Below are 21,565 nucleotides of genomic sequence, written 5' to 3'. Positions count from 1 at the left end.
CAGCCCAAGCGGCCGATTAGACGTCTGCGACCTTGCGGCCCTTGTACTCAAGGAACAACGCAGTGCCAGCCGAGTCGGTAACGACCTTCGCCTGGTGCGGCAGGCTGTAAGTAACCTGGCCGTTCTCTACGGTCTTCACCAGGTGAGGGGCAGTTGCCTTCCACTGGGAGCGGCGGGCGCGGGTATTCGAGCGAGACATTTTCCGCTTCGGGACAGCCACGGCTAACTCATTTCTCTCTAGAAAAACACTTACAAATCAGTTTTGCCGGTCAGGCTTAGCCAAGTCAGCTAGGGCAGCCCAGCGAGGATCTACGACCTCGTGGTGGTGCCCCGGCTCGTCTTCCAGGCGTACTCCGCATTCGGAGCAAAGGCCCTGGCAGTCTTCCCGGCACACCGGCTGGAACGGCAGCATGGTTACAACTGCGTCCCGCAACACCGGCTCAAGATCGATTAGATCGTACTCGATTCGATATTGCTCTTCTTCGTCTTCTCCGTCGGAGAACTGAGCGCCCTCGTAGAAGAAAAGTTCCTGCACATTGACCTCAAGGTCATACGCAAGGGGATCCAGGCATCGGCCGCATTCGCCTTTTACTTCGGCGACCGCGGTTCCTGATACCAGAATTCCTTCGTGTACGGCCTCAAGCCTCAGATCCAGCTCGATGTCCGAGCCTTCCTGAACGCCAATGAGTGCCACACCAAGGTCACTTGGTGCAGGTACATGTTCTTTCAGTGTCCGCATGCTTCCCGGGCTGCGCCCGATATCCTTGACGTCGAACGCCAAGGGCGAACTAGCATCTCGTTTAATGAGAACTCCTGTTGAACATATGACCGACGTACCATCTTAGCCTGAAGAACCGCAGGGACTCAAACCAGGCGACGGACGGCCGTCGAAGTACCGGACTAGCCTACCCTCTTGGCGGCTGATCGGACGCAGACCCGCCCGCGAGCAACCTTTTATGCACCGACCGGGGCACATAGTCGGACACGCTGCCGCCCAGACCGGCCACTTCTTTGATCAGGGTGGATGACAAATGCAGGTAGTGCGCCTCGGCCGGCAGGAACACCGTTTCGACGCCGCTGAGCTGGCGGTTCATCGTGGCCATCGGAAGTTCGTAGTCGAAGTCCGAGGACGAGCGGAGACCTTTGACGATCGCGGAGACCCCGCGCTGGCGGCAGTACTCGGCCAAAAGACCGTCGCCCACCGGTTCCACCACAATGCCTTTGAGGGACGCCAGGGTTTCACGCGCCATGTCCAGGCGGTCCCCCAGACTGAACATGTACTTCTTCGCATAATTGGTCGACACCGCCACGATCACCTCATCGAAGAGGCCCGCGGCACGGGCGATGACCTCGAGATGGCCGTTGTGAATGGGGTCAAAGGATCCGGGGCAGACAGCGCGTCTCATGCACCGAACCTACCGCATGGGACTGCCGGGATACCATGACTCCATGCATCCACCACGGGACCTTTCCATGCCCACAGTGCCTGCGCCGTGGCAGCGCGCCGCCTCAGGCGCCAACCTGCTGGGACCCGCCGGCCAACTTGGCGTCACCATCTTCGAGGAGATGACCACGCTGGCGGCGCAGACCGGCGCCATCAACCTCGGGCAGGGTTTTCCTGACGAGGACGGACCGCTGGAAATCAAGGCGGCCGCCATGGCCGCCATCGAAGCCGGAGCCAACCAGTACGCGCCCGGCAAGGGCGTCCTGGAACTGCGTGAGGCCGTGTCCGCACACCAGGAGCGTTTCTACGGGCTGACCCCGGACCCGCAGACCGAGGTCATCATCAGCACCGGCGCCACCGAAGGGATCGCCGCAACGTTGCTGGCGTTCGTCGGCCCCGGTGATGAGGTGCTGACGTTTGAACCCTTTTATGACTCGTACGGCGCAGTAATCGGCCTGTCCGGCGCCACCCACGTCACGGCCCCGCTGCTGGCTCCGGACTTTTACCCGGACATGATGGCGCTGGAAGCGGCCTTCACCGACCGCACCAGGGTGGTGCTGTTGAATAATCCGCACAACCCCACCGGCACAGTCTTCCCCCGGCATGTCCTGCAGCGCGTCGTCGAGCTTGCCACAAAGCATGATTGCCTCATCGTCACCGACGAGGTGTACGAGCACCTCACCTTCGGTGTCAGGCACATTCCCGTCGCCACCCTGCCGGGTGCAGCTGAGCGGACCATCACCATCTCGTCCGCAGGAAAGACCTTCTCCTTCACCGGCTGGAAGATCGGCTGGCTGACCGGCCCGGAACACCTGGTGGCGGCTGTCCGCACGGTCAAGCAGTTCCTGACCTACAGCTCCGGTACACCGTTCCAGTCGGCCATTGCGACCGGCCTCGCACTGCCGGACGAGTTTTACCAGGGCGTTTCGGCCAGTCTCCAGAAGAAGCGGGACATCCTCAGCGAGGGCCTCCGCGCCGCAGGATTCGACGTTTACACGCCGCACGGAACTTATTTCGTCAGCGTGGACACATCACCCCTTGGCATCAGCGACTCCGTGGACCTGGCCCGAAGGCTACCCGGACTGGTGGGAGTGGCCGCCATCCCCGTCCCCGTCTTCTGCCACCCGGAGGGCGCGGAACGAACACGGAGCCTGCTCAGGTTCGCGTTCTGCAAGAAAGTGGCGCTCCTCGAGGAGGCCGCCGCCAGGCTGGCGACCCTCAGCGGAAAGCTCTGATGGCGGATCCCGGCGGCACACGATCCACGCGGTTCCTGCGGACCACGGGACAGCACGCCTCCATCGAGCCCGATGCTTTCACCGACGGCGGCTACGTGCTGAGCATCGGCGGGGCCGAGCAGTCCCACGTTAATCTGGCGCATCCTGAGGAGATCTTCTACGAGTACCTGCGACGGATCGGCCATCTGGTGGATCTCGCCGCTCCCAAAAGTCAGCCGATCAAAGCCCTGCATCTTGGGGCTGGAGGCCTGACCCTGGCCCGCTATGTGCAGGCGACGAGGCCTGGATCCGTCCAGTATGCGGTGGAACTGGAACGCGAGCTCCTCGACTTTGTCCTGCAGCAACTCCCCCTTCCTGACGGAACCGACCTGCATTCCGTGATCGGCGACGCCCGCGACGCCCTGGCGGACCTGGACCCTGAACTTCACTTCGACGTCGTGATCCTGGACATTTTCTCTGGTCCGGAAGCCCCGGCCCACATCGCCTGCCAGGAGTTCTACCAGGAGGTCCGTGCACGCCTCGCACCGGGAGGCTTGCTGATCGTCAACGTGGGCGACGAACCCGGACTGACCCTGGTGCGAAGTCAGGCGGCCGCCATGCGCCACGCCATGACTGACGTTGCCGCCTTCGCCGAAACCGGGATGTTCGCGGGCCGCTACCCCGGCAACATCATCCTCGCCGGAACGCAGACCGCGTGGCCTGAAACCTGGACAGCCGAATTGACGGTACGAGGCCCACACCCTGCGAAGGTTCTTGCGGGCGTGGACCTGGATGGCCTCTCCGGCTGAATCTCAGTCCTCCGGAAGCACCGACGGCTCCGCAAACCAGAGCCGCGTTTCACCGTACTTCTTCTCCGCGAACCGTTCCAGGCCGGCCGGCCAGAACGGCTCCGGTGAACGCGTGGACCGCTCCACCACCACCACGGCAGCAGGGGCCAGACGATCGGCTAGTTTGCCCAACACCGCCGACAGGGCAGGATCATCCAGCGGATACGGCGGGTCCAGGAACACCAGGTCCCAGCTGGACGTCTCCACCGCGCGCTCCAGGAAGGACTCCACTTTGGACCGGTGGACCGTCACGGCCTTGCGGCCCAGTACACCGTTGATCAGGTCCGCGTTGCGCTGGCACACGGAACTGGCCTTGGCATCGAATTCCACAAGGTCAACGGTGTCAGCGCCCCTGCTGCCGCTCTCCACGCCCAACGAGCCGGACCCTGCGTACAGGTCCAGGACCCGGGCACCGGCAATGATCCCAAAGGCGTCGAGCCGGGAGAACAGCGCCTCCTTAACGCGGTCGGTGGTGGGCCTGGTCAGGGAGCCGGGGACGCTCACCAGAGGGGTCCCGCCTGCGGCGCCCGCGATGATGCGGCTCATGGCCGCCTCCTATCCGCGCTCAAGGAACGCCTCCTTCTCGGGGTTCAAGTACTCGTCGATGGCCTCCGCCAGCCGCGGATGCCGCGCCAGGGCAGGATCTGCGCCCACAATTTCCTGGGCGTCCTGGCGCGCCTGCGCAATGATGTCCTCATGCTCCAGCACGCGCAGCAGTTTCAGTGTGGAGCGGCCGCCGGACTGCGAAGCGCCGAGGATGTCGCCCTCGCGGCGCAGCTTCAAGTCCTCCTGCGACAACTCGAAGCCGTCGGTGGTTGCCGCCACGGCGTCCAGCCGGCGCCGGCTCGGGTGCCCGCGTTCCAGGGTGGTGACCAACAGGCACGTCCCGGGAAGCCCGCCGCGGCCCACCCTGCCGCGCAGCTGGTGCAGCTGGGAAATGCCGAAGCGGTCAGCGTCGAGGATCACCATCAACGTTGCGTTATGGACGTCGACCCCCACCTCGATGACAGTTGTGGAGACCAGGAGCTTGGTCCGGTTGGCCGTAAAATCCGCCATCGCGGCGGACTTGACCGCAGTGTCCAGACGGCCGTGCATGGGCCCCAGCGGTACACCGACAAGGGCCGGCTCCTGCTGGAGATGTTCGACGACGGCAGTCACCGACGCGAGCTCGCGTGCAGCGCCGTCCCCTGCCAGGTCAGCGGCGGAAGGTTCCGCTTCCCCGGGACTGAAATCGCCGTCGTCGTCCGTTCCGATCCTGGGGCACACCACATATACCTGGTGCCCGGCGTCGATTTCCTCACGGGATCGGGACCAGATGCGGTCTGCCCAGCCGGGGTTCTCGGCCAGGCCCACCACATGCGTGGAGATCGGCGCCCGGCCGGCGGGGAGCTCGTCCAGAATGGAGGTTTCGAGGTCGCCGAAGACCGTCATGGCCACGGTGCGTGGAATGGGCGTGGCCGTCATGACCAGCAGGTGCGGCGGCTTGTTGGCCTTTGACCGCAGGACGTCCCGCTGCTCCACGCCGAACCGGTGCTGTTCATCCACCACGATCAGGCCAAGGTCGTAGAACACGACATTGTCGCTGAGCAGCGCATGCGTGCCGATCACGATCCCGGCCGCGCCGGATGCGGCGTCCAGCATGGCCCGTTTCCGCCCGGCGGTGGGCATGGAGCCGGTGAGGAGAGTGACCTGCACGGCCCCTTCGGCCAGGCTGCCCAGCAGCCCGTCAGGGGACAGCATGGGGTCGCGGGACAGGGAGCCCAGGGTCCGCCGGATGGAATCGAAGTGCTGGGCGGCGAGGACCTCCGTTGGCGCCAGAAGCGCAGCCTGCCCGCCGGCATCCACCACCTGCAGCATGGCCCGCAGCGCGACGATGGTCTTGCCCGAGCCGACCTCGCCCTGCAGCAGCCGGTTCATGGGACTGTCCTGCGCCAGTTCAGCGGCAAGCGTTTTTCCGACGGTGGCCTGCCCGGCGGTGAGGGTGAAGGGAAGCCGCTTGTCGAACGCCGTCAGGAGCCCGTTGGTGGCCGGGCGCCGCGCCGTGGCTTCTTCGGCCGCAAGCTGGGCCCGGCGTCGTGCCAATGCCGCCTGCAGGACCAGGGCCTCCTGGTAGCGCAATCGCTCCTGGGCCTTCTTCCAGTCGGCGTGCGATTCCGGCTTGTGGATGAGCCTGTAGGCCTCAGCCACAGGCAGGAAATCCTCCCGCGCGGCGACCGCGTCCGGCAGCGGATCCGGCAGGGCGTCCAGATCCACTGTTTCCAACAGCGTGGAAATGACTTTCTGAATCGACCAGCTGGTGAGTTTTGCGGTGGCCGGATACACCGGGATGGGCATGGCGGCGAGCTTTTCGGGGTCCGTGGCCGGCATGTCCGGGTCCTCGTCCAGAAGGTGGAAGTCCGGGTTGGTCAGCCCCAGTGAGGGGCCGTACCTGGTCACCTTGCCGGAGAACATCACGCGGCGGCCGGGCAGGAGCTGGGATTGGGCCCGGTAGCCGCTGAAGAAGGTGATCTTGAGCGTGCCGTGCCCGCTGCCGGGTCCCACGGCGGCAAGGCGCGGACGTCCATGGGAGGCGGCGTCGTCAGTAATCACGACGTCGGTGATGGAACCGCGGCGGGTGTGCATCTTGCGGGTGCTGTTGGAGAGCACCCGCGCAATGAGCGTGACCTCCTCGTCCACGGGGAGGTCACTGATGGGTGTCAGTTCGCCGCGGTTCAGGTAGCGGCGGGGGAAGTAGTTCAGCAGGCCGCCCACTGTGGCGATGCCCAGGTGCTTCTCAATAGCCTGCGCTGACCGCTTTCCGATCAGGCGTTCCAGGCCCAGACCGAGTTCAGCGCTCATGCCCACTGGAGTTCACCGGAGCTGGTTCGGGATCCCGGGCCATGGCGAGTTCGCTGACCGAAATGTCACTGGGTTCACCAAGGGATCGGATCAGGGCGACCGCGGGTACGGAGTCCGGGACGTGGACGTGGACCCGCCACCGGTAGCTGCCCTCAGCATCGGCCAGGCTGTCCACCTGGCTCATGATGACGGACTCGCCGATTTCGTCGAGCCGCTGGCGCAGGGTGGCCGCGCTGAGCGGCGAAAGGCTGATGGTGCACATGACCTCAACGCCGTCGTCAACCGGCATGTCAGCATGGATGTGGGGGTCCTGCACGTCATAGCCATGTAGCCCGTCGAGGAGTTCGCCCTGCAGCCCTTCGCCCAGGACGGCTGAACGGAGGCAGTCAAGGATGAGCAGCATGCCAACGCCTCCGGCATCGACCACATGGGCGGCTTCAAGGGCGGCCAGCTGGCTCTCGGTGCTGACGACGGCTTCTAATGCACCGTTGACGGCAGCGTCGAGGGCTTTGCCCAGGGCTTGGTTGCTGTCGTCGCCGTTGTGCCCGGCGTCCACCGCCGCGGCGGCCCGGGCGGCGGCCTCCATGACCGACAGCATGGTGCCTGGTACGGGATCGCTCAACGCGGACCAGGCCCGGATCTGGGCGCGGTTCAAAGCGGCGGCCAGGAGGGTAGACGTCAGGCGGGTGTGACCGGCCAGGGGCTCAGCCGCGGCGCAGAGGAAGACCGCGAAGAGGGTTCCGGAGTTACCGCGGGCCTGCTCCATCGCGGCCCGGCCGGCGCGCGCCAGCACTGCCCCGACATCCGACTGGCCAGCGTCAGCAGGGATTGCCTCGTCCTGCCCTGCCGGGTTGTGCAGGGCACGGGCGGCTGCCCGCACGGTGAGGTAAAGGTTCGTGCCGGTGTCACCGTCCGCCACGGGGAAGATGTTGATGGCATTCAGGCGGTCGCTGTGGTTGGCAACGGCGGTTTCAGCGTTGTCCAACCACCGCTTCATCGCTAGCGCGTTGGCGGCAACCTTAGTCTGCAAAGTGATCCCATCCCCCGGTGCCAGCGGCGTGGCCCGCAATTGTGACGCCCGGAAGTGTGGTGCTGTCCAGAGCTTGTACTGAGCCTATCGCAGTGAATCCGGCAGGCAGCTGAACGCCGGCAGGGAATGTGGCCAGCAGCCCGTGGTCCTCTCCCCCGCCAAGTACCCAGGCCATGGGGTCAGCGTCGAGAAGGTCCGACGCCGGACGCAGCGCCTCCGCGAGAGGTTTCAGTGCACCGGGGTCAAGGTCAACAACCACGCCACTGGCGGCGGCGAGGCGACCGCCGTCGCGCACCAGTCCGTCAGAGATGTCCAGCATGGCGGTGGCACCGGCCCGCGCTGCGGCCGGACCGGCCGCCAGCGGCGGCCGCGGTCTGCACTGGAGTTCCACGAGCACCCGCTGCGCCGGCGGCAGTGACTGCACCGCGTTCTCCGATTCCAGGAGCGCCAGCCCGCCCGCGGCCCGGCCCACCGTCCCGGCCAGGGCCACGACGTCACCGGCACGGGCCCCCGACCGCAGAACCGCCTTGCCGCCAGCCAGTGAGCCCAGCACGGCGACCGTCACAGAGATTTCCCTGCCGCGGCCCAGATCACCCCCGGCCACCGAGCATTTGGTGGCCCCGAGTTCCCTGATACCCGCGGTCAGTCCGTCCGCCAGGTCCGCCACCCAACTGACAGGAGTTGCGGGCGGCAACGTCAGGCTCACCACGAGCGACGTGGCCACGCCGCCCATGGCGTTGATGTCGCTCAGGTTCTGGGCCGCCGCCTTCCAGCCGACGTCGAAGCCCGTGGTCCGGTACCCGTTGGGCCACTGAAGCCGGAAGTCCTGGTCCTGCACCTGCGTATCGATGCTGATTACCGTCCTGCCATCCGGAGCGGCGACAATGGCGGCATCGTCTCCAGGGCCGAGCAGGGTTGCCGAACCGTGAGTTCCACCCATTTCCAGCCGCGGAAAGATCCGGGCCAGCAATTCGGTTTCGGACAGCGCGGCGACAGTCAGCGTTTCTTCAGTCAACGGGATTTCAGGCACGCCTCTACGCTACAGCGCGGCACCGGCATTGCTGATCGGCCCGTCGCTGGTCAGGTGCGCTAAACGGCCGCACGGTCCATTGTGCGTCCCGCACCACACGGCAGCGACGATAGGCTGGATGGATGCGCAATCCCCGTTTTTCCCTGCCTGTCCGCGTGTCCGGAATCCTGCTGACTGCCTCCTTCGCAGGAGCCCTTCTGTCCGCCTGCGCCCCGACCGTGGATGTCACCGCCGCCGGCGATGCAGCGAACCCTGCCTGCGCTCCCATGATGGTGGCCCTTCCGGACGCCATCGGCGATGCCGCCCTGCGGAAAACCAACAGCCAGGCCACTGCCGCGTGGGGGGACCCGTCCCAGGTGATTCTGCGCTGCGGCGTCAACGTTCCAGGCCCGACGACGGACCGGTGCGTGAGTGTCAACGGCATCGACTGGGTCATCAAGGAGGGCGATCCGGTATGGACGCTGACTACCTTCGGCCGCGAACCCGCCACGGAAATCCTGCTGGATCCGGACAAGATCAGCTCCGCGACCGTCCTGGCGGATCTTTCCGCCTCAGCCGGAAAGGTCCCGGCCAGCCGGAACTGCGTGGGCCAGGAAGATCTTCAGAACCTGCCGTCCAGCAAGTAGCCTCTGCAGGCTCGTCCACCGGGGGTTTCGACAGGCTCAACCACCGACTACCGCAGGCCGGTCTTCCGGTTCAAGGCCAGGTAAATCAGTTCATCAATCAGGGCCGCATAGTCCAGGCCCGATGCTGCCCACATCTGCGGATACATGCTCTTGGGCGTAAACCCCGGCATGGTGTTGATCTCGTTGATGATCAGGTCACCGTCGGGCGTATAGAAGAAGTCCACGCGGCTCAGGCCCTCGGCCCCCACCGCATCAAAGGCGGCCGACGCGAGTTCCCGGACGCGCACGATGGCTTCCTCGGGAATGTCGGCGGGGCAGCTCAGCGAGGCGGCGTCGTCTTCAACATACTTGGCGTTGAAATCGTAAAATTCGTGAGTTCCGGCGGCGACGGAAATTTCACCCGGCATGGACGTCCGGGGGGAATCGGTCCCGCGTCCTTCCAGGACGGCACACTCAATTTCCCGCCCTACGATGCCGGCCTCGATGACGAGCTTGAGGTCGTGGCGTCGGGCTTCCTCGACGGCGGCGTCGAGCTCTTCGAGCGAGTCCACTTTAGAGATCCCCATGGACGAACCCGCCCTCGCCGGCTTGACGAACACGGGAAAGCCGAGTTGGTCCACCCGTTTGCGCACGGCCTCCGCGTCCTTGACCCACTGCCGGTCCGTAACGGCAATGTACGGCCCCACGTGCAGCCCGGCGGACTCGAAAACAACCTTCATGTAGTGCTTGTCCATGCCCACAGCCGACGCGAGCACGCCGGCGCCGACGTAGCGGGTGTCGGACAGTTCCAGGAGTCCTTGGATGGTGCCGTCCTCGCCAAAGGGACCGTGAAGCAGCGGAAACACCACGTCCACCGTGCCGAGTTCCTGCGGGACCTGGTTCGGCGAGGCGACGATCAGCTGGTGCTCGCCGCCGATCTCGGCCAGTGTCACGGTTTGTGACGACGGAGCGACCTCCGGCAATGCCGACGCAGACAGCGACCACTGGGTGGTATCCCCCGCGGCCAGCACCCACTGCCCCGATTTGGCGATGCCGATGGGGATGACTTCGTATTTATCCTTGTTGATGGCGCCCAGCACGCCGGCGGCGGTCACGCAGCTCACGGCATGCTCGCTGGACCGGCCACCAAAAAGCACCGCGACGCGGGGTTTGGCCCGGGGGGCTGAGTCCGCTGCGGTCAGGTTATCGTCGGACATCGTCAGTAATCGCCTTCGGGTTTCAGGTCCCGGGCCAGCAGCAGCGGCCCCAGTTGGTCAACGGACAGTTTGCCGGCCAGGACTGCTACGACGGCGGCTGTAATGGGCATTTCGACACCCAGCTTCCCGGCAAGTTCGTGGACAGCCTGGCCGGATTTGATGCCTTCGGCTGTTTGGGTCATCTGCTGGGCCAATTGCTCGAGGGTAAGTCCCTGGCCCAGCATCCGGCCGGCCGTATGGTTTCGTGACAGCGGTGAGGAACACGTTGCCACCAGGTCCCCCAGGCCGGCCAGCCCTGCCATGGTCCGGGCCTCGCCACCAAGGGCAAGCGCGAGCCTTGACGTTTCGGCCAGGCCCCGGGTGATCACGGAGGCCTTGGTATTGTCCCCCATCTGTTTACCTTCACAGATGCCCACGGCCAACGCGATAACGTTCTTGACGATGCCGCCGATTTCCACGCCGACCACGTCCGCCGTGGTGTAGGGACGGAAGTACGGTGCGGTGCAGCTCCTCGCGATCCAGCCTGCGGCAGCCGCGTCGGTACAGGCCACTACGGAGGCCGTGGGTTCCTCGCGGGCGATCTCCATGGCCAGGTTGGGGCCGGAAACCACGGCGATGCGGTCCGCGGGAATCCCCAGTTCTTCGCTGATAACCTCGCTCATCCGAGCGTCGGTGCCGAGTTCCAGGCCCTTCATCAGGGACACCACCACGGCGTCAGAAGCAATCAGCGGCTTCCATTCACGGAGCTGGAGGCGCAGTGACTGGGCAGGAACAGCGAGGACCACCAGGTCCGCGCCCGCCAGCACGGCACGGACGTCCGTGGACGCTGAGATGCAGGGCGGCAGTTCGGTGTCCTTCAGGTACTGGACGTTGCGGTGGGAGCTATTGATTTGTTCCACCACTTCGCTGCGCCGGCCCCAAATCCGGATGCTACGTTCTTCCCCCGCTGCGCCGGCCGCGTCGGCGAGAATCTTGGCGAATGTGGTCCCCCAGGAACCGGCGCCCAGGACGGCGACAGAGCGGGCCGAACCCTGACGTGTTCCGTCCGCCATCAGGTGGCATCCGCAGCGTCGTCAGGATTTCCCGGCTCAACGAAGCGGCCGTGCGTGGCCTGTTTGTGCTTGGACGGGTCCCAGCGTTCAGCGGGAGGCTCCTCCCCGCGGATACCGGCCAACAAACCGGTCACTGCGTCCATGATCGTCTCCGTAGCCGCGGTGAGCGTTGCTTTATCCAGTGGCCGGTCCGCGTACTGGCTCAGATCCACGGGCTTGCCCACCATCACCCTGGACGTCTTGCGAGGGAAAAGGTGGAACCGCTTCGCATAGCGCGGGAACACCTCATGTGCGCCCCAGTGAGCGATCGGAACCACGGGAATGCCGCCTTCCAACGCAAGACGGGCGGCACCAGTGTGGCCCTTCATCGGCCACATGGCGGGATCGCGTGTGAGCGTACCTTCGGGGTAAATGATGATGGCACCGCCGTCCGCCACAATCTCCTGGGCAAGCTGCAGCGAGCGGTTCGCTCCCGCCGTCGAGCGTTCCACCGGGATTTGCCGGGTGGCACGCAGGACCGCGCCCAGCACCGGAACCTTGAAGAGTCCGGCCTTGGCCAGGAAGTGCGGAGCGCGCTTCTGGTTGTAGAGAATATGCCCCACGATCAGCGGATCGATTTCCGTGCAGTGGTTGGGCGCGGCAATAAATCCGCCGGCGGGGAGGTTCTCGAGGCCTTCCCACTTCTTGTTCATCATTGCGTTCAGCACCGTGCGCACTATGGCTGCGACCACAACGAATGTGGCCTGGCTCTTGGCCGTTTCCTTCACGTACCCACCGCTACTTTGTCGAGGTGATGTCGAAGTCGGCGCCGAGGCCGGACAGCTTTTCGGTGAAACGCTCGTAGCCGCGGTTGATGATGTCGATCCCGGTCACGCGCGACGTGCCGGAAGCGGCCAGCGCCGCGATCAGGTGGCTGAAGCCGCCGCGCAGGTCCGGTACGTCGATGTCGGTGCCTTTGAGCTGGGTGGGGCCGGAGATGACGGCGGAGTGGAGGAAGTTGCGCTGGCCGAAGCGGCACGGCACACTCCCCAGGCACTCGCGGTGAACCTGGATGCTGGCGCCCATCCGGATAAGCGCATCCGTGAAGCCAAACCTGTTTTCGTAGACGGTTTCATGGACGATTGATACGCCTTCGGCCTGGGTCAGCGCCACCACGAGCGGCTGCTGCCAGTCGGTCATAAAGCCGGGGTGCACGTCCGTTTCCAGGACCAAAGGGTTGAGCTTGCCGCCGCGGTGGTAGAAGCGGATGCCGTCCTCGCCGATGTCCATGCCGCCGCCCACCTTCCGGTAGGTGTTCAGGAACGTCATCATGTCCCGCTGCGAGGCGCCTTCAACGAAAATGTCACCGCGGGTCACCAGCGCCGCGGAGGCCCACGACGCCGATTCGTTGCGGTCCGAAAGGGCGCGGTGGTTATAACCGCCCAGGTCACGGACGCCTTCAATGCGGATGGTCCGGTCGGTCTGGACGCTGATGATGGCGCCCATCTTCTGCAGCACGGCAATGAGGTCGATGATCTCAGGCTCGGTGGCGGCGCCGGAAAGCTCGGTGATCCCTTCGGCGCGGGTGGCGCTGAGCAGCACCTGTTCCGTGGCGCCGACCGAGGGATACGGCAGATTGATCTTGGCTCCGTGCAGGCCCTTGGGCGCGGAGATATGGATGCCGCCTGGGCGCTTCTCCACCACGGCCCCGAACTGGCGGAGCACGTTGAGATGGTAGTCGATGGGCCGGTCACCGATCTTGCAGCCGCCAAGGTCCGGAATGAAAGCCTCACCGATCGCATGGATCAGGGGTCCGCAGAGCAGGATGGGGATCCGTGAATCACCGGCGTGGGCATCGATCGCAGTGCTCGGGGCGGTTTTTGCCCCCTTCGGATCCAGGGTGAGGTCGCCGCTGACGGGATCCTTGACCACTGTGACTCCGTGCAGCTTCAGGAGCGAGGTGACAACCTCGACATCCTTGATCTCCGGAACGTTCCGCAACACCGACGGCTCGTTGCCCAGCAATGCTGCCACCATGGCCTTCGGAACAAGGTTTTTGGCCCCCCGGACGCTGACGCGGCCTGTAAGCGGGACTCCGCCGCGGATTGTCAGAACACTACTCATAAACCGGTTTCCTTACGATTACTCGCCCCAAAATCCTTGCAAAGGCTCCAGCTAAGCATAGGAGGTTGCGTTACCGAACCGAAATACGGGCGCCGAAAGCCTCCGGCGCGGCGCCGCGGAGGCGGCTCCGTCCGGGGCTGGAAATTCCAGGCTCCGGCTCAGGAAAGGCGGGCTGGAAGGGTCTTGGGCATGAAGGCCAGACGGGTGGCCTCGAAGGCGGTGATGTCCTCTTCGTGCTGGAGCGTCAGGCCAATATCGTCCAGGCCCTCCAGGAGGCGCCAGCGGGTGTAATCGTCGATTTCAAAAGGCGCCACGATACTGCCGCAGCTGACGGTCTTGGACGGCAGGTCAACGGTAACTTCGGTGCCCGGGGCGTTTTCCAGTTCCTTCCAGATCAGCTCTATATCGTCCTGGGCGAGCTCGGCGGCCAGCAGCCCCTGCTTGCCGGAGTTGCCGCGGAATATATCGGCGAAACGGGACGACAGGACGGTCTTGAAGCCGTAGTCTTTGAGGGCCCAGACAGCGTGTTCACGGGACGACCCGGTGCCAAAATCCGGGCCCGCCACCAGGACGGAGCCGGCGTTGAACGGCGCCTGGTTCAGGATGAAGGCCGGGTCCTTGCGCCAGGCGGAGAACAGGGCGTCCTCGAAGCCGGTACGGGTGATCCGCTTGAGGTAGACCGCGGGGATGATCTGGTCCGTGTCAACGTTGCTCTGGCGCAGCGGGACGCCGATGCCCGTGTGGGTAGTGAACTTTTCCATGGCGGCCTCCTAGGCTGCGTTGGTGCGGATGGCGGCGGACTCGGGAGCAGGATCGAGGTCCGACGGCGAACTCAGGGTGCCGCGAATGGCCGTGGCCGCTGCCACCACCGGAGAAACCAGGTGGGTGCGGCCGCCCTTGCCTTGACGGCCTTCGAAGTTGCGGTTTGAGGTCGAGGCGCAGCGCTCCCCCACCTCCAGCTGGTCCGGGTTCATGCCCAGGCACATTGAGCAGCCGGCGAAGCGCCACTCGGCGCCGAAGTCCTTAAAGACCTTGTCCAGGCCTTCGGCCTCTGCTTCGAGCCGCACGCGCGCCGAACCGGGTACCACCAGCATCCGGATGTTGGGGTCCTTCTGGCGGCCACGGATGATGTCCGCGGCGGCGCGGAGGTCCTCCATGCGTGAGTTGGTGCAGGAGCCCAGGAAGACCGTGTCCACGCGGATGTCCTTCATGGGTGTACCGGCGGTCAGTCCCATGTACTGCAGGGCGCGTTCGGCGGCAGCCTTGGCGTTTTCGTCGCCGAAGTCCTCCGGGGACGGCACCTTGGAAGAAAGCGAAACGCCCTGGCCCGGGTTCGTGCCCCAGGTGACAAACGGCTCCAGCGTGTCGGCATCCAGGTCCACCTCGACATCGAACGTCGCGTCGTCGTCGGTCCTCAGCGTGTTCCAGTACGCGACGGCGGCATCCCAGTCCGCACCCTGTGGCGCATGCGGGCGGCCATCCATGTAGTCGTACGTGATCTGGTCCGGGGCCACCAGGCCGGCGCGGGCACCGGCTTCGATGGACATGTTGCAGATGGTCATCCGGGCATCCATGGACAACGCGCGGATGGCGGAACCGCGGTATTCCAGGACGTAGCCCTGGCCTCCGCCGGTACCGATCTTGGCAATCACGGCCAGGATGATGTCCTTGGCGGTGACGCCCGGGCGCAGGGTGCCTTCAACGTTGATGGCCATGGTCTTGAACGGCTTCAGGGACAGCGTCTGGGTGGCCATGACGTGCTCCACCTCGGACGTGCCGATGCCCATCGCAAGGGCACCGAACGCGCCATGGGTGGACGTGTGGGAGTCGCCGCAGACAACGGTCATGCCAGGCTGGGTGAGGCCCAGCTGCGGGCCAACAACGTGCACGATGCCCTGTTCCGCGTCGCCGAGCGAGTGCAGGCGGACGCCGAACTCCGCGCAGTTGTTGCGCAGCGTCTGAATCTGCGTGCGGCTGGTGAGATCGGCGATGGGTTTGTGGATGTCCAGCGTGGGAGTGTTGTGGTCCTCCGTGGCGATCGTGAGGTCCGGGCGGCGCAGCTTGCGGCCAGCCAGGCGCAGGCCCTCGAACGCCTGTGGAGACGTCACCTCATGGACAAGGTGAAGGTCAATGAAGAGGAGGTCCGGCTGGGCGTTTACTCCTTCGCCGTCGCCTTTGCGCACCACATGTGCGTCCCAGACTTTCTCGGCCAGTGTCTTTGCCACGGCCATCTCCCTTCACTGCTGTTTGGCTGTTTGGTTCCACTGAACCAGCAGGGCTGCAATATGTGCCAGCCCAAAGATTTGCATCTCAGATAATGAGACGGCAATATCATTACATGGACAATTCTAGTGGAGTCGGTGTCATTGATAAAGCGGCACATGTGCTTGATGCATTGGAGGCCGGACCGACCACGCTGGCACAGCTGGTGGCCGCCACAGGCCTGGCACGGCCCACTGTGCACAGGCTTGCCCTGGCCCTGATCCATCACCGGCTGGTGAGCCGCGATATCCAGGGCAGGTTTGTCCTCGGCAGCCGCCTGGTGGAGCTCGCCTCCGCCGCCGGCGAGGACCGCCTCATCGCTTCCGCAGGCCCGGTCCTGATGCAGCTGCGCGACGCCACCGGCGAAAGCTCCCAGATCTTCCGCCGCCAGGGCGAATGGCGTCTTTGCGTGGCCTCCGCAGAACGGCCCATCGGCCTGCGTGACACCATCCCCGTGGGCACCAAACTTTCCATGAAGGCCGGCTCCGCCGCCCAGGTGCTGCTCGCCTGGGAAGACCACGACCGGCTCCTTGAGGGGCTGCAGGCCGCCCGGTTCACGCCCACCGTGCTGGCAGGCGTACGACGGCGGGGCTGGGGCCAGAGCCTCGGCGAACGCGAGCCCGGGGTCGCCTCAGTCTCGGCCCCCGTCCGGGGACCGTCCGGACGCGTCATCGCCGCCGTCTCGATCTCCGGCCCCATCGAGCGGCTCACCCGCCAGCCGGGCCGCCTCCACGCCGAGGTGGTCTGCAACGCCGCGCGCCTCCTCACCGAGGCCCTGCGCAAGAGCACCGACTGAAGTCCCGCCTCCGTCCAGGCATGGCCACCCACAGCTAGGCTGTCGGCATGAACAGCTACGCAGTCTTCCTCCGCGGTATAAACGTCGGCGGGATCAACATCAAGATGGCTGACCTCAAGAACGCCCTCGCATCGCAGGGGTTCGCGGAAGTCAAGACCCTGCTGGCCAGCGGCAACGTGGTGCTTGCCAGCGACGAGGATCCTGCCGCCGTCAAACGGACATTTGAGCAGTGCCTGCGTGACACGTTCGGCTACGACGCCTGGGTGGTGGTTTTGACCGCCCAGCGGCTCTCCGGGCTCGTGGCGGCCTGCCCTTACCCCTCTGACGACAAGGCAACGCACACCTACATCACACTGGCCTCAGACACCGCCATGCTCGATGAGCTGGACGCGGCCGGCGCAGCCCTTGACGGAACTGAACAGAAACGCCTCGGCCCGGAAGCGCTGGCCTGGCTGGCCCCTGCTGGCGGGACGCTGGACAGCCCGTTCAGCAAGATCTCGTCGAAGACAAAATTCAAGGCAACCACAACCACCCGGAACCTGCGGACGCTGATCAAGGTCAGGGATGCCGCGACCGACCTGGCGTAGCGGCCTTTAGTTTCCGGCCGCAGACTTCAGGGCCGCGTTGAAGGACGCGAGCCTGCTGACCTCTACTTCCACCGGCTCCACCACGAAGTCCCAGGCAACCTCGCCCACCGCTGCCCTCAGTCGCTTCCTTGCCCTGGCTGCGCGCGCCCTCGCGGCTCCTGCCCCAATGTACTTACCGGTCAGCGCCAGGAAGATCCCCAGCGCCACGCCGCCGGCAATCATCAGCGTCGGCGCCGGCCAGCCTTCCACCTTCGGAACCTCGGGGACGGGCAGTTGGAGATAGCCGAGCCCTCCCAGCACGCCAAGCCAGCCCAGGCCGCCCAGAACGGTCAGCAGCGCGAGCCACTGGGCCACATTGAACACCCCCCACCACCAGGACTTCCGGGACGCCAGCACGTCTGTTCCCGCGATGGCCTGGTCCAAGGCATCCGGTAACGCCTCCCGCCCTTCCCGGGCAGCACCCCGGATTGCCGCACGCCACGGTCCGGGTGCTCCCGCACTCGCCGCGTCCGCAAACTCACGGACAGCAGCATCCGTCCGGGCGCGTTCCGGAGCCCCCGCTGCCGGGAGCGACGTCCGGTTAAGTTGAGACGGAGAAGAACTTCTCAGATTGAGCCGGCGGAGCGGATCGGGCCGGAACCGCACCAGCCACCGCGTAACCGGCCACCCCGTGCGGCGCGTCGACTCGATCCGGTAGGACCGCGCAACTGCATCCACCACCACGGGCACGTTGGCGGCCGTTGCCAGCTCATCGGTGAGGCGGGATTTCGACGCCGGCCTGACACCGGCGGCTTCCCCAGCACCGGCGGCTTCACGGAGCTGCCCGGAGGCCCGCGAAACGTCCGCGGCCAGCCGCTGCGAAAGTGCCTGGCGCTGCACCACAACACCGCGGATGGCGCCCCTGACTTTGTCCACGCCGGTGCCCTTCAGGGCGGATGCGCCCAGCACCTGAACCTTGCCCAGCCCGTCGCGGGTAAGGATCCCTTTTAACGACTCGAGCACAGGCTGCACGTCCCGTTCGGGCAAGCGGTCCACCTGATTAAGGACCACCAGGGTTACAGCTCCATGCGCGGCCAGGGGCGTGAGGAAATCATTGTGGACCGCCGCGTCGGCGTACTTTTGCGGATCCAGGACCCAGACCAGGACATCAACCATTCCAACCATGCGCTCCACGATCGCGCGGTTCGCGGCCCTGGTGGAATCGAAGTCAGGCAGGTCCAGCAGGATCAGTCCCGTGCCCTCGTCCGCGAAGCCGGCCACGGGCTCGGCATGATGGCGGTTGCGCACCTCAAGCCAGTCCAGCAGCGGCTCGCTGCCGTCCGCGCCCCAGACACCTGCCAACGGTTCCGACGTTGTGGGCCGGCGGGCGGCAGCCGTCGCGATTTCAGCGCCGCTGACCGCGTTGAAGAGTGACGACTTGCCGCTGCCGGTGGCACCGAAGAAGCCAACAACGGTGTGATCAGCCGAAAGCGACCGCCGGGAACTAGCGCGTTCGAGGAGCCGGAACACCTCCTCAAGTGCGGCATCCGGCAGCACGCCTTCGGCGAGTTCGCGGGCATCGTTGAGAGCTTGGAGCCTGCGGTCCAGCTGCGACGCTTCACGGGCGACGCTGTGGCGGCTCATGCCTTGTCCGCCAGCCGGGCCAGGGCAGCGGCATGATCCGTCAGGATACGGCCCGTGTCCGCGCCGCCCTCCGGCAGGCGTTGGAGGAACTTCTGCTGCTCTGCCTGCAGCAGCCGCTGGCAACGGGCGTGGAGGTCATCCCGCGCCGTCTGCGCGAGCCGGCGGACAGCGTCTTCACCGAATACTGCCTCCAGAAGTCGTTGGCCGACGACGGCGGTACCGCCCGCCACACCAATCTCCAGCCCGGTGAGGCCGGCGGTCATGGAAAATACCACGATCATCAGGGCGGCACCCAGCCCGTTGATCCCGAAGGAAAGCCATCTCGCCTGCGTCCGCTTGCCTTGCCCTTCCGTGCGGATCAGTTCCATCAAGCCCGCCTGCCAGGCCCGGATCTCCGCTGCGGCCACCTCGGCGAAACCTGGGCTGGTGCCGGACAGATCGTCCGTCCCCAGAAGCTCGCGGCCGGCCGGGTCCGAGCGCCAGCGCTGGTCAGTTTCCTCGCCGGCGTTGGCGGCCTCGTCGAGGATGACCGCCTGCAACCCCGTTTCGATGGCGGCCTCAACCCGGACGGCAGGCGTCGGCTCCCCCCGGAAGAAGGCTCCCACCCGGTCCCGCAGCCGTCCGATGTTCTGTTCCAGCGCCCGGAAGAATTCCCCGGTTCCAACGAAATCCTGCCAGCGCGCCAGTACTTCCCCGCGGAGGAGGGCGCCGTCCTTTGTTGCGTCCAGGATCCGGGTTCCGGCGCTGCGATAGGCAGCTTCAGCGTCTGCGCGGAGCGTGGCCGCGGCCCGCTCCTGTCCGTGGACCGCGTGCGCCACCGTGCCGACCCGCCCGGCCAACGCCTTCACCGTTCCGTTGAGCGTACGGCGGGCAATTTCGGACCGACCGGCGGCGTCGGCTGCAAGGTCCTGCAGCCAGCGCCGTAGCGGCTCCACCGCGTTCGTTGGCAGCATGCCGAGATGGTCCAGGTCAGTCTCCGGCACAATGAACAGTCCGGCATCGCCGAGCCCTTCTTTTTGCAGCAACGCACGGAGATCGGCGCTGACTTCGACTTCCGCCTCCGCCGGCACACGGTCCAGGACCACGGCCACCATAATGTCCCGCGAAGACGCGTCCAGCAGCAGCTTCCACGGGACCGCATCCGCGTAGCGGTTGGCGGTGGTCACAAAAACCCAGAGGTCGGCGGCAGCCAGTAACTGTCCGGCCAGCCTGCGGTTGTCGTCGGAAATGGAGTCGACGTCGGGAGCATCAAGCAGCGCGATCCCCTGCGGCACAGCCTGGTCCGATACCAGTACCAGGGAGGAAATGGCCTCTGCATCGGGTGTTGCGCCGGCCCGGCTGGCCGGGACGGGGTCCGTGGAGACTGTGCCCCGGATCCGGTTGAGGGTGGGCAGCACTCGGTGGCCCTCGAACCAGCCGGCATCGGCCGGGTGGTGCAGCAGAATGGGCTGCCGGGTGGTGGGCCTGATGGCGCCGGATCGAGTGACCGGATGTCCCACCAGCGCGTTCACCAGCGTTGACTTGCCGGCACCGGTGGAACCTCCAACGACGGCAAGCAGCGGTGCGTCCAGGCTGCGGTACCGCGGCAGGATGTAGTCATCCAGCTGGGCAACGGCGTTCCGCGTGTCCTGGCGTGCCTGTTCGACGTCCGCAAGGGCAAGCGGCAACAGCACCGCGGAAAGGTCCTCACGTACCGCCTCGAGCAAGGCCACGGCCGGAGCAGGCGTCGGGTTGGGCGGGCCAGCCTGCGTTTTCGGTGCGCGCATGGGCTGCGGAGGCTGCGTGGGACGAAGCCCGTCTGAGGAGGTCACAGCATCATCATGCCAGTTGGGACAGCATTTCGACCGGGTCCCGGTTTTTGTCCTGTTACCGGCATTGCCCGGTTCCACAACGAAAAACGGCCCCGGGCTGATGCCCGGGACCGTTCCTTGGTGACCCCAGCGGGATTCGAACCCGCGTTACCGCCGTGAGAGGGCAGCGTACTAGGCCGCTATACGATGGGGCCGCGTACTTCCAGGAAGTTTTCACTTCCAACCGGCGCTTGGCCGGTCTTGCTAAGTGAGTATTTCATACACTCAGCGCCTGTTTCAAATCGGCGAACTGATCAGAAACCACTGATTTGCCGCGGTTAGCCTGCGACCAAACAGAGCTGGGATACCAGGACTCGAACCTAGAATGACGGTACCAGAAACCGTAGTGTTGCCAATTACACCATATCCCAATGATACTTTCGGGCCGGAGTTTCAGGCTTCAAGCCGCGCTCCGTGCGCCTCAGCACGAGAAATTACTTTACCCGAGACTTTGGGCTGGCACAAATCGGCGCTGACCGTTTGGGTGCCGAAGCCCTCGCCATATCCCCGGAGTAAGTTTATGCCGGCGCGCCCATCAAGGCCCGAGTCCGGGCACAGCAGCTCGCCATAGCTGTCCTGGCCCTATTGCTTATTGCTTTGCTTGGGTTTTACACCCCGGTCACCGGCAGGATCGCAGACGGACCGGCCAAACTCCTGGACGGCGCTGGGCAGGCTTCAGCGGTCGCTGAACAACTCAACGACCGCGCCGGGCGTGTACAAGATCACTGCTGGCGCCCACAAGCTCGACGCCGGGGTAACCCATCTGACTGCCGGCGCCGGCAGGCTCGATCAGGGGGCGTCACAATTACACGCCCGAACAGGGCGCCTGACCGCCGGCTTCGCCACGCTGGGTGAAAAGCTCAACAGCCGCGATCCCAACAATCCTGGCGTGTTGCTCGGTACCCAAGCGTTGGCGACCGGGGCCTCGAAACTTGCTGATGGCAACGCCCGGACTGCGGACGGCAGGGATACCCGGTACTCCAGCGCGGCCATTTACCCACCAACACGGTGGGAAAATCGCATACCACCGTTGCCCTAGGCCTTGGTTGCTGTGCTTTTGTTCGGA

The 21,565-nt window shown here is 65.5% G+C and carries 21 protein-coding genes and 2 tRNA genes; 6 read left to right on the top strand and 17 right to left on the bottom strand.

Annotation, left to right across the window (positions count from 1 at the left end):
- Nucleotides 1-16: 16 nt before the first annotated feature.
- The 3 genes from rpmF to coaD all read right to left on the bottom strand — a co-directional run bounded on the left by rpmF (nt 17) and on the right by coaD (nt 1,406).
- Complete coding sequence (gene rpmF, locus DAD99_RS16610) at nt 17-220, bottom strand: 50S ribosomal protein L32 (protein ID WP_009356569.1); 204 nt, start codon at nt 218-220, stop codon at nt 17-19.
- 36 nt (nt 221-256) lie between these two features.
- A complete protein-coding gene (locus tag DAD99_RS16605) occupies nt 257-781 on the bottom strand; it encodes a DUF177 domain-containing protein (RefSeq protein WP_185260838.1) in 525 nt (174 codons plus the stop codon).
- Between the two features lie 124 nt (nt 782-905).
- Nucleotides 906-1,406: a pantetheine-phosphate adenylyltransferase gene (gene coaD / locus DAD99_RS16600; protein ID WP_185260839.1), complete on the bottom strand. Its 501-nt coding sequence runs from the start codon at nt 1,404-1,406 to the stop codon at nt 906-908.
- Nucleotides 1,407-1,449: 43 nt separating this feature from the next.
- On the opposite strand from coaD, the gene DAD99_RS16595 reads away from it, so the two are divergent.
- Entirely contained in the window at nt 1,450-2,679 is a 1,230-nt protein-coding gene (locus tag DAD99_RS16595) for an aminotransferase class I/II-fold pyridoxal phosphate-dependent enzyme (protein ID WP_227008144.1), read from the top strand.
- Nucleotides 2,679-3,467 (top strand): spermidine synthase, encoded by a 789-nt coding sequence (locus DAD99_RS16590; protein ID WP_193342408.1) that lies wholly within the window; start codon nt 2,679-2,681, stop codon nt 3,465-3,467. Before DAD99_RS16595 ends, DAD99_RS16590 begins: the two co-directional genes overlap by 1 nt.
- A 3-nt stretch (nt 3,468-3,470) precedes the next feature.
- On the opposite strand, the gene rsmD is transcribed toward DAD99_RS16590, so the two are convergent.
- From rsmD to thiL, 4 genes are read right to left on the bottom strand one after another with little or no spacing between them, the layout of a single operon-like run.
- Entirely contained in the window at nt 3,471-4,052 is a 582-nt protein-coding gene (gene rsmD, locus DAD99_RS16585; protein ID WP_193342407.1) for a 16S rRNA (guanine(966)-N(2))-methyltransferase RsmD, read from the bottom strand.
- 9 nt (nt 4,053-4,061) lie between these two features.
- On the bottom strand, nt 4,062-6,344 hold the full coding sequence (locus DAD99_RS16580; protein ID WP_193342406.1) for an ATP-dependent DNA helicase RecG: 2,283 nt from the start codon (nt 6,342-6,344) through the stop codon (nt 4,062-4,064).
- A complete protein-coding gene (locus DAD99_RS16575) occupies nt 6,334-7,341 on the bottom strand; it encodes a DAK2 domain-containing protein (protein WP_193342405.1) in 1,008 nt (335 codons plus the stop codon). The genes DAD99_RS16580 and DAD99_RS16575 overlap by 11 nt, the downstream gene beginning before the upstream one ends.
- A gap of 22 nt (nt 7,342-7,363) precedes the next feature.
- Nucleotides 7,364-8,314, bottom strand: coding sequence for a thiamine-phosphate kinase (gene thiL / locus DAD99_RS16570; RefSeq protein WP_255527496.1), 951 nt, complete (start codon nt 8,312-8,314; stop codon nt 7,364-7,366).
- Between the two features lie 212 nt (nt 8,315-8,526).
- On the opposite strand from thiL, the gene DAD99_RS16565 reads away from it, so the two are divergent.
- Nucleotides 8,527-9,030, top strand: coding sequence for a DUF3515 domain-containing protein (locus tag DAD99_RS16565; RefSeq protein WP_193342404.1), 504 nt, complete (start codon nt 8,527-8,529; stop codon nt 9,028-9,030).
- Between the two features lie 47 nt (nt 9,031-9,077).
- On the opposite strand, the gene DAD99_RS16560 is transcribed toward DAD99_RS16565, so the two are convergent.
- The 6 genes from DAD99_RS16560 to leuC form a co-directional block, all read right to left on the bottom strand.
- On the bottom strand, nt 9,078-10,226 hold the full coding sequence (locus DAD99_RS16560) for a D-alanine--D-alanine ligase family protein (RefSeq protein WP_193342403.1): 1,149 nt from the start codon (nt 10,224-10,226) through the stop codon (nt 9,078-9,080).
- 2 nt (nt 10,227-10,228) lie between these two features.
- Complete coding sequence (locus DAD99_RS16555) at nt 10,229-11,278, bottom strand: NAD(P)H-dependent glycerol-3-phosphate dehydrogenase (RefSeq protein WP_193342402.1); 1,050 nt, start codon at nt 11,276-11,278, stop codon at nt 10,229-10,231.
- Nucleotides 11,278-12,045, bottom strand: coding sequence for a 1-acyl-sn-glycerol-3-phosphate acyltransferase (locus DAD99_RS16550; RefSeq protein WP_185260848.1), 768 nt, complete (start codon nt 12,043-12,045; stop codon nt 11,278-11,280). Before DAD99_RS16550 ends, DAD99_RS16555 begins: the two co-directional genes overlap by 1 nt.
- A 10-nt stretch (nt 12,046-12,055) precedes the next feature.
- Nucleotides 12,056-13,381, bottom strand: a complete 1,326-nt coding sequence (gene murA / locus DAD99_RS16545; protein ID WP_193342401.1) for a UDP-N-acetylglucosamine 1-carboxyvinyltransferase — start codon at nt 13,379-13,381, stop codon at nt 12,056-12,058.
- A gap of 158 nt (nt 13,382-13,539) precedes the next feature.
- Nucleotides 13,540-14,142, bottom strand: a complete 603-nt coding sequence (gene leuD, locus DAD99_RS16540) for a 3-isopropylmalate dehydratase small subunit (RefSeq protein WP_185260850.1) — start codon at nt 14,140-14,142, stop codon at nt 13,540-13,542.
- Between the two features lie 9 nt (nt 14,143-14,151).
- Nucleotides 14,152-15,606, bottom strand: coding sequence for a 3-isopropylmalate dehydratase large subunit (gene leuC, locus DAD99_RS16535; RefSeq protein WP_185260851.1), 1,455 nt, complete (start codon nt 15,604-15,606; stop codon nt 14,152-14,154).
- A 113-nt stretch (nt 15,607-15,719) separates the two neighbouring features.
- Here leuC and DAD99_RS16530 point away from each other — a divergent pair, with 113 nt between their 5' ends.
- Both DAD99_RS16530 and DAD99_RS16525 read left to right on the top strand, forming a co-directional pair.
- Nucleotides 15,720-16,439: an IclR family transcriptional regulator gene (locus tag DAD99_RS16530; protein WP_193342400.1), complete on the top strand. Its 720-nt coding sequence runs from the start codon at nt 15,720-15,722 to the stop codon at nt 16,437-16,439.
- Between the two features lie 47 nt (nt 16,440-16,486).
- Complete coding sequence (locus tag DAD99_RS16525) at nt 16,487-17,026, top strand: DUF1697 domain-containing protein (RefSeq protein ID WP_193342399.1); 540 nt, start codon at nt 16,487-16,489, stop codon at nt 17,024-17,026.
- A gap of 6 nt (nt 17,027-17,032) precedes the next feature.
- On the opposite strand, the gene DAD99_RS16520 is transcribed toward DAD99_RS16525, so the two are convergent.
- From DAD99_RS16520 to DAD99_RS16505, 4 genes are all read right to left on the bottom strand, one after another.
- Nucleotides 17,033-18,649, bottom strand: a complete 1,617-nt coding sequence (locus tag DAD99_RS16520) for a GTPase (RefSeq protein WP_193342398.1) — start codon at nt 18,647-18,649, stop codon at nt 17,033-17,035.
- Nucleotides 18,646-20,415: a dynamin family protein gene (locus tag DAD99_RS16515; RefSeq protein ID WP_193342397.1), complete on the bottom strand. Its 1,770-nt coding sequence runs from the start codon at nt 20,413-20,415 to the stop codon at nt 18,646-18,648. The genes DAD99_RS16520 and DAD99_RS16515 overlap by 4 nt, the downstream gene beginning before the upstream one ends.
- A gap of 163 nt (nt 20,416-20,578) precedes the next feature.
- Nucleotides 20,579-20,654 (bottom strand) — tRNA-Glu (locus DAD99_RS16510).
- A gap of 144 nt (nt 20,655-20,798) precedes the next feature.
- A tRNA-Gln gene (locus DAD99_RS16505) sits at nt 20,799-20,870 on the bottom strand.
- A gap of 230 nt (nt 20,871-21,100) precedes the next feature.
- On the opposite strand from DAD99_RS16505, the gene DAD99_RS16500 reads away from it, so the two are divergent.
- Nucleotides 21,101-21,538 carry a hypothetical protein gene (locus DAD99_RS16500; protein WP_227008142.1) on the top strand — a complete coding sequence of 146 codons (438 nt, stop codon included), beginning with the start codon at nt 21,101-21,103 and terminating at the stop codon, nt 21,536-21,538.
- Nucleotides 21,539-21,565: the final 27 nt, after the last annotated feature.

It is taken from the genome of Pseudarthrobacter sp. AB1, assembly GCF_014926485.1.
Taxonomy (GTDB): Bacteria; Actinomycetota; Actinomycetes; order Actinomycetales; family Micrococcaceae; genus Arthrobacter.
This window is presented reverse-complemented; position numbering and strand designations above follow the sequence as displayed.

Excerpts from the sequence above, each read along its gene's own strand:
- coaD (WP_185260839.1), bottom strand. The coding sequence starts at position 1,406 with ATGAGACGCGCTGTCTGCCCCGGATCCTTTGACCCCATTCACAACGGC.
- DAD99_RS16595 (WP_227008144.1), top strand. The coding sequence starts at position 1,450 with ATGCATCCACCACGGGACCTTTCCATGCCCACAGTGCCTGCGCCGTGG.
- DAD99_RS16590 (WP_193342408.1), top strand. The coding sequence starts at position 2,679 with ATGGCGGATCCCGGCGGCACACGATCCACGCGGTTCCTGCGGACCACG.
- rsmD (WP_193342407.1), bottom strand. The coding sequence starts at position 4,052 with ATGAGCCGCATCATCGCGGGCGCCGCAGGCGGGACCCCTCTGGTGAGC.
- DAD99_RS16580 (WP_193342406.1), bottom strand. The coding sequence starts at position 6,344 with ATGAGCGCTGAACTCGGTCTGGGCCTGGAACGCCTGATCGGAAAGCGG.
- DAD99_RS16575 (WP_193342405.1), bottom strand. The coding sequence starts at position 7,341 with ATGAAGCGGTGGTTGGACAACGCTGAAACCGCCGTTGCCAACCACAGC.
- thiL (WP_255527496.1), bottom strand. The coding sequence starts at position 8,314 with ATGGGTGGAACTCACGGTTCGGCAACCCTGCTCGGCCCTGGAGACGAT.
- DAD99_RS16565 (WP_193342404.1), top strand. The coding sequence starts at position 8,527 with ATGCGCAATCCCCGTTTTTCCCTGCCTGTCCGCGTGTCCGGAATCCTG.
- DAD99_RS16560 (WP_193342403.1), bottom strand. The coding sequence starts at position 10,226 with ATGTCCGACGATAACCTGACCGCAGCGGACTCAGCCCCCCGGGCCAAA.
- DAD99_RS16555 (WP_193342402.1), bottom strand. The coding sequence starts at position 11,278 with ATGGCGGACGGAACACGTCAGGGTTCGGCCCGCTCTGTCGCCGTCCTG.
- murA (WP_193342401.1), bottom strand. The coding sequence starts at position 13,381 with ATGAGTAGTGTTCTGACAATCCGCGGCGGAGTCCCGCTTACAGGCCGC.
- leuD (WP_185260850.1), bottom strand. The coding sequence starts at position 14,142 with ATGGAAAAGTTCACTACCCACACGGGCATCGGCGTCCCGCTGCGCCAG.
- DAD99_RS16530 (WP_193342400.1), top strand. The coding sequence starts at position 15,720 with ATGGACAATTCTAGTGGAGTCGGTGTCATTGATAAAGCGGCACATGTG.
- DAD99_RS16525 (WP_193342399.1), top strand. The coding sequence starts at position 16,487 with ATGAACAGCTACGCAGTCTTCCTCCGCGGTATAAACGTCGGCGGGATC.
- DAD99_RS16520 (WP_193342398.1), bottom strand. The coding sequence starts at position 18,649 with ATGAGCCGCCACAGCGTCGCCCGTGAAGCGTCGCAGCTGGACCGCAGG.
- DAD99_RS16515 (WP_193342397.1), bottom strand. The coding sequence starts at position 20,415 with ATGCGCGCACCGAAAACGCAGGCTGGCCCGCCCAACCCGACGCCTGCT.